The organism is Saccharomonospora saliphila YIM 90502, from assembly GCF_000383795.1.
GTDB lineage: Bacteria > Actinomycetota > Actinomycetes > Mycobacteriales > Pseudonocardiaceae > Saccharomonospora > Saccharomonospora saliphila.
The window spans coordinates 25,634-31,491 of the sequence record NZ_KB912602.1 but is presented as its reverse complement, the minus strand read 5'-3'; the positions used below and the strand labels follow the sequence as shown (position 1 = coordinate 31,491).

8 protein-coding genes and 1 pseudogene are annotated in these 5,858 nt (G+C 72.2%); all 9 read left to right on the top strand.

Annotated features, from left to right (window positions below):
* The coding region (locus SACSA_RS0101300; RefSeq protein WP_019812884.1) for a hypothetical protein at positions 1-366 on the top strand (366 nt) is incomplete at its 5' end.
* 47 nt (positions 367-413) lie between these two features.
* On the top strand, positions 414-881 hold the full coding sequence (locus tag SACSA_RS0101295; protein WP_019812883.1) for a Mov34/MPN/PAD-1 family protein: 468 nt from the start codon (positions 414-416) through the stop codon (positions 879-881).
* Between the two features lie 73 nt (positions 882-954).
* Positions 955-1,233, top strand: a complete 279-nt coding sequence (locus SACSA_RS0101290; protein ID WP_019812882.1) for a MoaD/ThiS family protein — start codon at positions 955-957, stop codon at positions 1,231-1,233.
* A gap of 15 nt (positions 1,234-1,248) precedes the next feature.
* Positions 1,249-2,199, top strand: coding sequence for a PLP-dependent cysteine synthase family protein (locus SACSA_RS0101285; RefSeq protein ID WP_019812881.1), 951 nt, complete (start codon positions 1,249-1,251; stop codon positions 2,197-2,199).
* Positions 2,200-2,438: 239 nt separating this feature from the next.
* Entirely contained in the window at positions 2,439-2,993 is a 555-nt protein-coding gene (locus tag SACSA_RS20955) for a rhomboid family intramembrane serine protease (protein ID WP_332253220.1), read from the top strand.
* Positions 2,990-3,802, top strand: a complete 813-nt coding sequence (gene murI / locus SACSA_RS0101275) for a glutamate racemase (RefSeq protein WP_019812878.1) — start codon at positions 2,990-2,992, stop codon at positions 3,800-3,802. Before SACSA_RS20955 ends, murI begins: the two co-directional genes overlap by 4 nt.
* Before the next feature lie 39 nt (positions 3,803-3,841).
* A pseudogene (locus SACSA_RS0101270) lies at positions 3,842-4,611 on the top strand (MBL fold metallo-hydrolase).
* Between the two features lie 72 nt (positions 4,612-4,683).
* Positions 4,684-5,463 carry a ribonuclease PH gene (gene rph / locus SACSA_RS0101265; protein WP_019812876.1) on the top strand — a complete coding sequence of 260 codons (780 nt, stop codon included), beginning with the start codon at positions 4,684-4,686 and terminating at the stop codon, positions 5,461-5,463.
* Positions 5,460-5,858: non-canonical purine NTP pyrophosphatase (locus SACSA_RS0101260; protein WP_019812874.1), on the top strand; the 399-nt coding region annotated here is incomplete at its 3' end. The genes rph and SACSA_RS0101260, both read left to right, overlap by 4 nt.

The window sequence follows — 5,858 nt, the reverse complement described above, 5'->3', positions numbered from 1 at the left end:
TTCCCCGAGGCCCACCGCGACCCGGCGCTCGGTGCCGCCTTCCGCCGGCGCCACGGCGCCGCCTTGCGGACACGGCTGCTCGGTGCCGTACGCCGCACGGCCCTCCCACTCGATCCGGCCCGTCGCAGCGGCACCGGGGAGTGTGTCCTCGACCTCGACGGCATCGGTGTGGACGATGTACTCACCGCCCTCGGCCACGCCCAGGCACTGTTTCTGTCACGTCCCCGCTGGGCGGCCCTGGTGGACTGGTCCACCCTGCACACCCGGCGGCGGGGCACGGACCTGCTGTGGGTGACCGCGTGCCGGTCGATCACGGCCGACGCGGCGCTGGCAGAGCAAGGGGACGAAACCGTGTTCACGGCGTGACCTGCGTCGTCTCACGGTGTGAACGTCGGCGATCGGCGCGACGTAGGATGACGGGCGTGTTGCAGATACGCCGTGATCTCGTGGACGCGATCGTCGCGCACGCGCGACGGGACCACCCGGACGAGGCGTGCGGCGTCATCGCCGGCCCGGACGACGGCACCGACCGCCCCGAGCGGTTCGTGCCGATGGTGAACGCGGCGCGCTCGCCCACGTTCTACGAGTTCGACTCCGCCGACCTGCTCAAGCTCTACCGCGAGATGGACTCCCGGGACGAGAAGCCGGTGGTGATCTATCACTCGCACACCGCGACGGAGGCGTACCCGTCCCGCACGGACATCACTCTCGCCCAGGAGCCGTTCGCGCACTACGTGCTCGTCTCCACCCGGGACCCGGACAAGCATGAGCTGCGCTCCTACCGGATCGTGGACGGCGAGGTCACCGAGGAACCCGTCGAGATCGTCGAGTCCTACATGTTCGCCAACACCGGCAGCGACGACGTCCCCGACGCCCGCTGACACCGGCGGGACGGGAATAGACCCGCCCCGTCAGACGTCTGTGTCTAGGTCAACCCTTGAGTGGAGGTATTGCATGTCCGTGACCGTCTCCATCCCCACGATCCTGCGCACGCACACCGGCGGCGAGAAGTCCGTCGAGGCGTCCGGCAAGACCGTGGCGGAGGTGATCGACGACCTGGAGGCCCGCCACGGCGGCCTCAAGGAGCGCCTGGTCAAAAACGAGAAGCTGCACCGCTTCGTCAACGTCTACGTCAACGACGAGGACGTGCGCTTCGCGGGCGGACTCGACGCCGAGGTCGCCGACGGTGACACGCTGACGATTCTGCCCGCCGTCGCAGGCGGGGCACGGTAAGCGGGTCCGGCAGTCATGGCCCGGTACGAGTCACTGCTCGACACGCTCGGCGGCACGCCGCTGGTGGGGCTGCCCCGGCTGTCACCCGCCGAGAACGTGCGGCTGTGGGCGAAGCTGGAGGACCGTAACCCGACGGGCTCGATCAAGGACCGCCCCGCGCTGGCGATGATCGAGGCCGCCGAGCGGGACGGCAGGCTGCGGCCCGGCTCGACGATCCTGGAGCCCACCTCGGGCAACACCGGAATCTCGCTGGCGATGGCCGCCAAGCTCAAGGGCTATGGGCTCGTCTGCGTGATGCCGGAGAACACCTCAGACGAACGCAGGCAGCTGCTTCAGGCCTACGGCGCCCGGATCGTGTACTCGCCCGCGGCGGGCGGGTCGAACGAGGCCGTGCGCCGCGCGAAGGAGCTCGCGAAGACCAACCCCGACTGGATCATGCTCTACCAGTACGGGAATCAGGCCAACGCCGACTCGCACTACAGCACGACGGGTCCGGAGCTGCTCAAGGACCTGCCGACGCTGACCCACTTCGTCGGTGGCCTCGGCACCACCGGCACGTTGGTGGGCGTGGGCCGGTACCTCCGCGAGCAGAAGCCGGAGACGCAGGTCATCGCGGCCGAGCCGCGCTACGGCGAGCTCGTCTACGGGCTGCGCAACCTCGACGAGGGGTTCGTGCCGGAGCTCTACGACGAGGACGTGCTCAGCGGCCGGTACTCGGTGGGGGCCTACGACGCCCTCCGGCGCACGCGGGAGCTCCTGGAGCTGGAGGGCATCTTCGCGGGCATCTCCACCGGCGCGGTGCTGCACGCCGCGCTGGGGGTCGCGAACAAGGTCATCAGCAGGGGCGCCGACGCCGACATCGCGTTCATCGTGGCCGACGCCGGATGGAAGTACCTGTCGACGGGTGCCTACAGCGGTTCCCTCGACGAGGCCGCCGAGCGCCTCGACGGCCAGCTCTGGGCCTGATCCGGGCTCGTCGTCGCGGCGGGAACGCGTGGACGACGACGCGGTACCGAGGCGGGCTTTCAGGGTTTCACCCCGAGGCCCGCCCGCCGTGGCGGCCGTAGCCTGGAGACGTGGACAGGCAACCTTTCCGGCCCGGCGATTCGCCCACCCCCCGCGGTCCGGCCGCGCCGCGCTCACGCGGGCGCAGCGGTGCGAAGCGTGTTCTGCCTCCGCGGCCGCTCGCCGCGGCCGTGGTCGCGGTGTCGTTCGTGGCGCTGCTGTACCTGGTCGAGTTGATCGACGTGGTGCTGCCAGCCGAACTGGACGGCTACGGCATCGTGGCCCGGTCGCCGTCCGGGTTGGACGGCATCGCGTGGGCTCCCCTGCTGCACGGCGGGTGGGGGCACCTGGTCGCCAACACGGTCCCCGTGCTGGTGTTCGCCTTCCTCGCCATGGCGGGTGGACTCGGCAGGTGGGTCGCGGTGACGCTGACCATCTGGCTGGTCGCCGGGATCGGTGTGTGGCTGACCGCACCACCGGCGACGGTGACGCTCGGCGCGTCCGGGCTCGCCTTCGGGTGGCTTGCCTTCCTGCTCGTGCGCGGAGTGTTCACGCGCAGTATCGCGCAGTTGGCGCTGGCGGTGGTGCTGTTCGCGCTGTGGGGCGGGATGCTGTGGGGCGTGCTGCCCGGAACCCCCGGTGTGTCCTGGCAGGGGCACCTGTTCGGCGCGCTCGGAGGCGTGCTCGCGGCGTGGCTGGTGGCACGGGGCGACCGCCCGGAGCGCCGTCCCGGGCCCGGTACCCTCGAGGCGTGACGCAGGCCGGTACCGCGAACTCCGACGCCCCGATCGGGATCTTCGACTCCGGCGTCGGGGGACTGACCGTCGCCCGGGCGGTGGCCGATCAGCTTCCCGCCGAGCGCCTGCGCTACGTCGGCGACACCCGGCACGCCCCGTACGGCCCGCTGCCCATCGCGCGCGTCCGCGAGCTGGCTCTGGACGCGCTGGACAAGCTGGTCGCCGACGGGGTGAAGGCGTTGGTGATCGCGTGCAACACCGCCTCGGCCGCGTGCCTGCGGGACGCGCGTGAGCGCTACGACATCCCGGTGTTCGAGGTCGTCCTGCCCGCGGCGCGGCGGGCGGCGGCCACCACCCGCAACGGGCGCATCGGAGTGATCGGCACCGAGGGCACCGTGCGGTCCCGGGCCTACGACGATGCCTTCGCCGCCGCCACGGGGGTGCGACTGCGCAGCGTGGCCTGCCCCCGGTTCGTCGAGTTCGTCGAACGCGGGATCACCTCCGGCAGGCAGGTCCTCGGCCTCGCCCAGGGCTATCTGGAACCGCTGACCAGGGACGGCGTCGACACGCTGATTCTTGGCTGCACGCACTACCCGATGCTCACCGGCGTGCTCCAGACCGTCATGGGCCCCGAGGTCACGCTGGTCTCCAGCGCCGAGGAGACCGCGAAGGACGTGGTGCGCGTGCTCACCGAGCGGGATCTGCTCACGCGGCGCGACGGGCTGGCCGGGCACGAGTTCGTCGCCACCGGCGCGGCCGAGCCGTTCACACGGTTGGCGCGCCGCTTCATGGGTCTGGGCGGGGCGGGCGTGCTCACCACCACGTGATCAGGACGCTCGTGGCGCACCCGTGGCAAGGTGTGCGACGTGCGACTGACGATCCTGGGCTGCTCCGGCAGCATCCCCGGCCCCGACCGGGCGGCATCGGGCTACCTCGTCGAGGCGGGCGGTGCCGTGCTCGGTGTCGACCTCGGCAACGGAACACTCGCCCGGATGCAGTCCGTGCTGAACCCGTTCCGCCTCGACGCGCTCGTGCTGTCCCACCTGCACCCGGACCACTGCGCCGACGTCAGCGCCCTCACCGTGCTGCGCCGCTATCACCCGGACCCGCCGTACGACCCGCGCCAGCACAGGCTGCCGGTGTACGCGCCTGCCGAAGCGCCGGCGAGGCTGGCCAACGCCTACGCGCCCCACGAGGCGGAGCGGCGGCAGACCGACCTCGGCGACGTCTACGAGTTCCACCCGCTGGGTGAGCGACCCGTCCGGATCGGCCCCGTCACCGTGACCGCCGTCCCGGTCGTCCACCCGACGCCGTCGTTCGGGCTGCGGATCGAACACGGCGGTACGACACTCGCCTACACCGGCGACACCGGCCCGTGCGCGGCGCTGGACCGGCTCGCCGAGGGCGCGGACACGCTGCTGTCGGAGGCGTGCTGGACCGACGCGCCCGACCGGCCCGCCGACCTGCACCTGTCCGGTCGGCAGGCGGGGAGCTGGCCCGCAGGGCGGGCGTGGGCAGGCTGCTGGTGACCCACGTGCCCCCGTGGTCGGATGTGGACGCGGTGCTGGCCGAGGCGCGCGCGGCGTTCGGCGGGCCGACCGAGGCCGTCGCCCAGGGGGCGGTCTACGACGTGTGACACCGGCTTCGGCCGCTGGGGCAGGCATGCCCGCGTCGGCGGGAATGATCGGGGGTTACTAGGCTGCCTGGCGTGGTGCGACAAGACGGCAGAAGCGACGACCAGCTCCGCGAGGTGCGCCTCACCCGCGGTTACCAGCAGTGGCCCGCGGGTTCGGTGCTCGTGGAGTTCGGCAATACGCGCGTGCTCTGCGCCGCCAGCGTGACCGAGGGGGTGCCCCGCTGGCGCGCCGGGTCGGGACTCGGCTGGGTGACCGCCGAATACGCGATGCTGCCGTCGGCGACGCACACGCGCGGCGACCGCGAGTCGATCAAGGGCCGCGTCGGTGGCCGCACGCACGAGATCAGCAGGCTGATCGGGCGGTCGCTGCGGTCGTGCATCGACCTCGCCGCGCTCGGCGAGAACACGATCGTGATCGACTGCGATGTCGTGCAGGCCGACGGCGGCACTCGCACGGCGGCGATCACGGGCGGCTACGTGGCCTTGGCCGACGCGATCACCTGGCTCGGCGCCGCCGGACGACTGGCTGACCCGAAGCCGCTGTCGGCGGCCGTGTCGGCCGTCAGCGTGGGCGTGGTCGACGGCCGGGTGCGGCTGGACCTGCCCTACGAGGAGGACTCCCGCGCCGAGGTGGACATGAACGTGGTCGCCACCGACGCGGGCACGCTGATCGAGGTGCAGGGCACCGGCGAGGGCGCGACCTTCACGCGGTCCACCTTGGATTCGATGCTCGACCTCGCACTGGCGGGCTGCGCCGACCTGACGCGCGCACAGTCCGAGGCGCTGGCCGAGCCGTACCCGGGCGAGCTGCCCGAGCCGCCGCGCGGGAAGAAGTCGAAGGGTTCCAAGTGAGCGACTCGCCCGTCCGGGTACTGCTGGCGACCCGGAACAGCAAGAAGCTGGCGGAGCTGCGGCGCATCCTCGCCGAGAGCGGCGTGGCCGGGATCGAGGTCGTGGGCATGGCCGACGTCGAGCCGTTCGCCGAGGCGCCCGAGACCGGGGCGACGTTCGAGGACAACGCTCTGGCCAAGGCCCGCGACGCCGCCCGCGCCACCGGCCTGCCCGCCGTGGCCGATGACTCCGGTCTTGCCGTCGACGCGCTGAACGGAATGCCCGGCGTGCTCTCCGCGCGCTGGGCAGGCGCGCACGGCGACGACGAGGCCAACCTGCGGTTGCTGCTGGGGCAGCTCGCCGACGTCCCGGACGAGCGCCGGGGCGCGGCGTTCGTCTGCGCGGCGGCGCTGGCG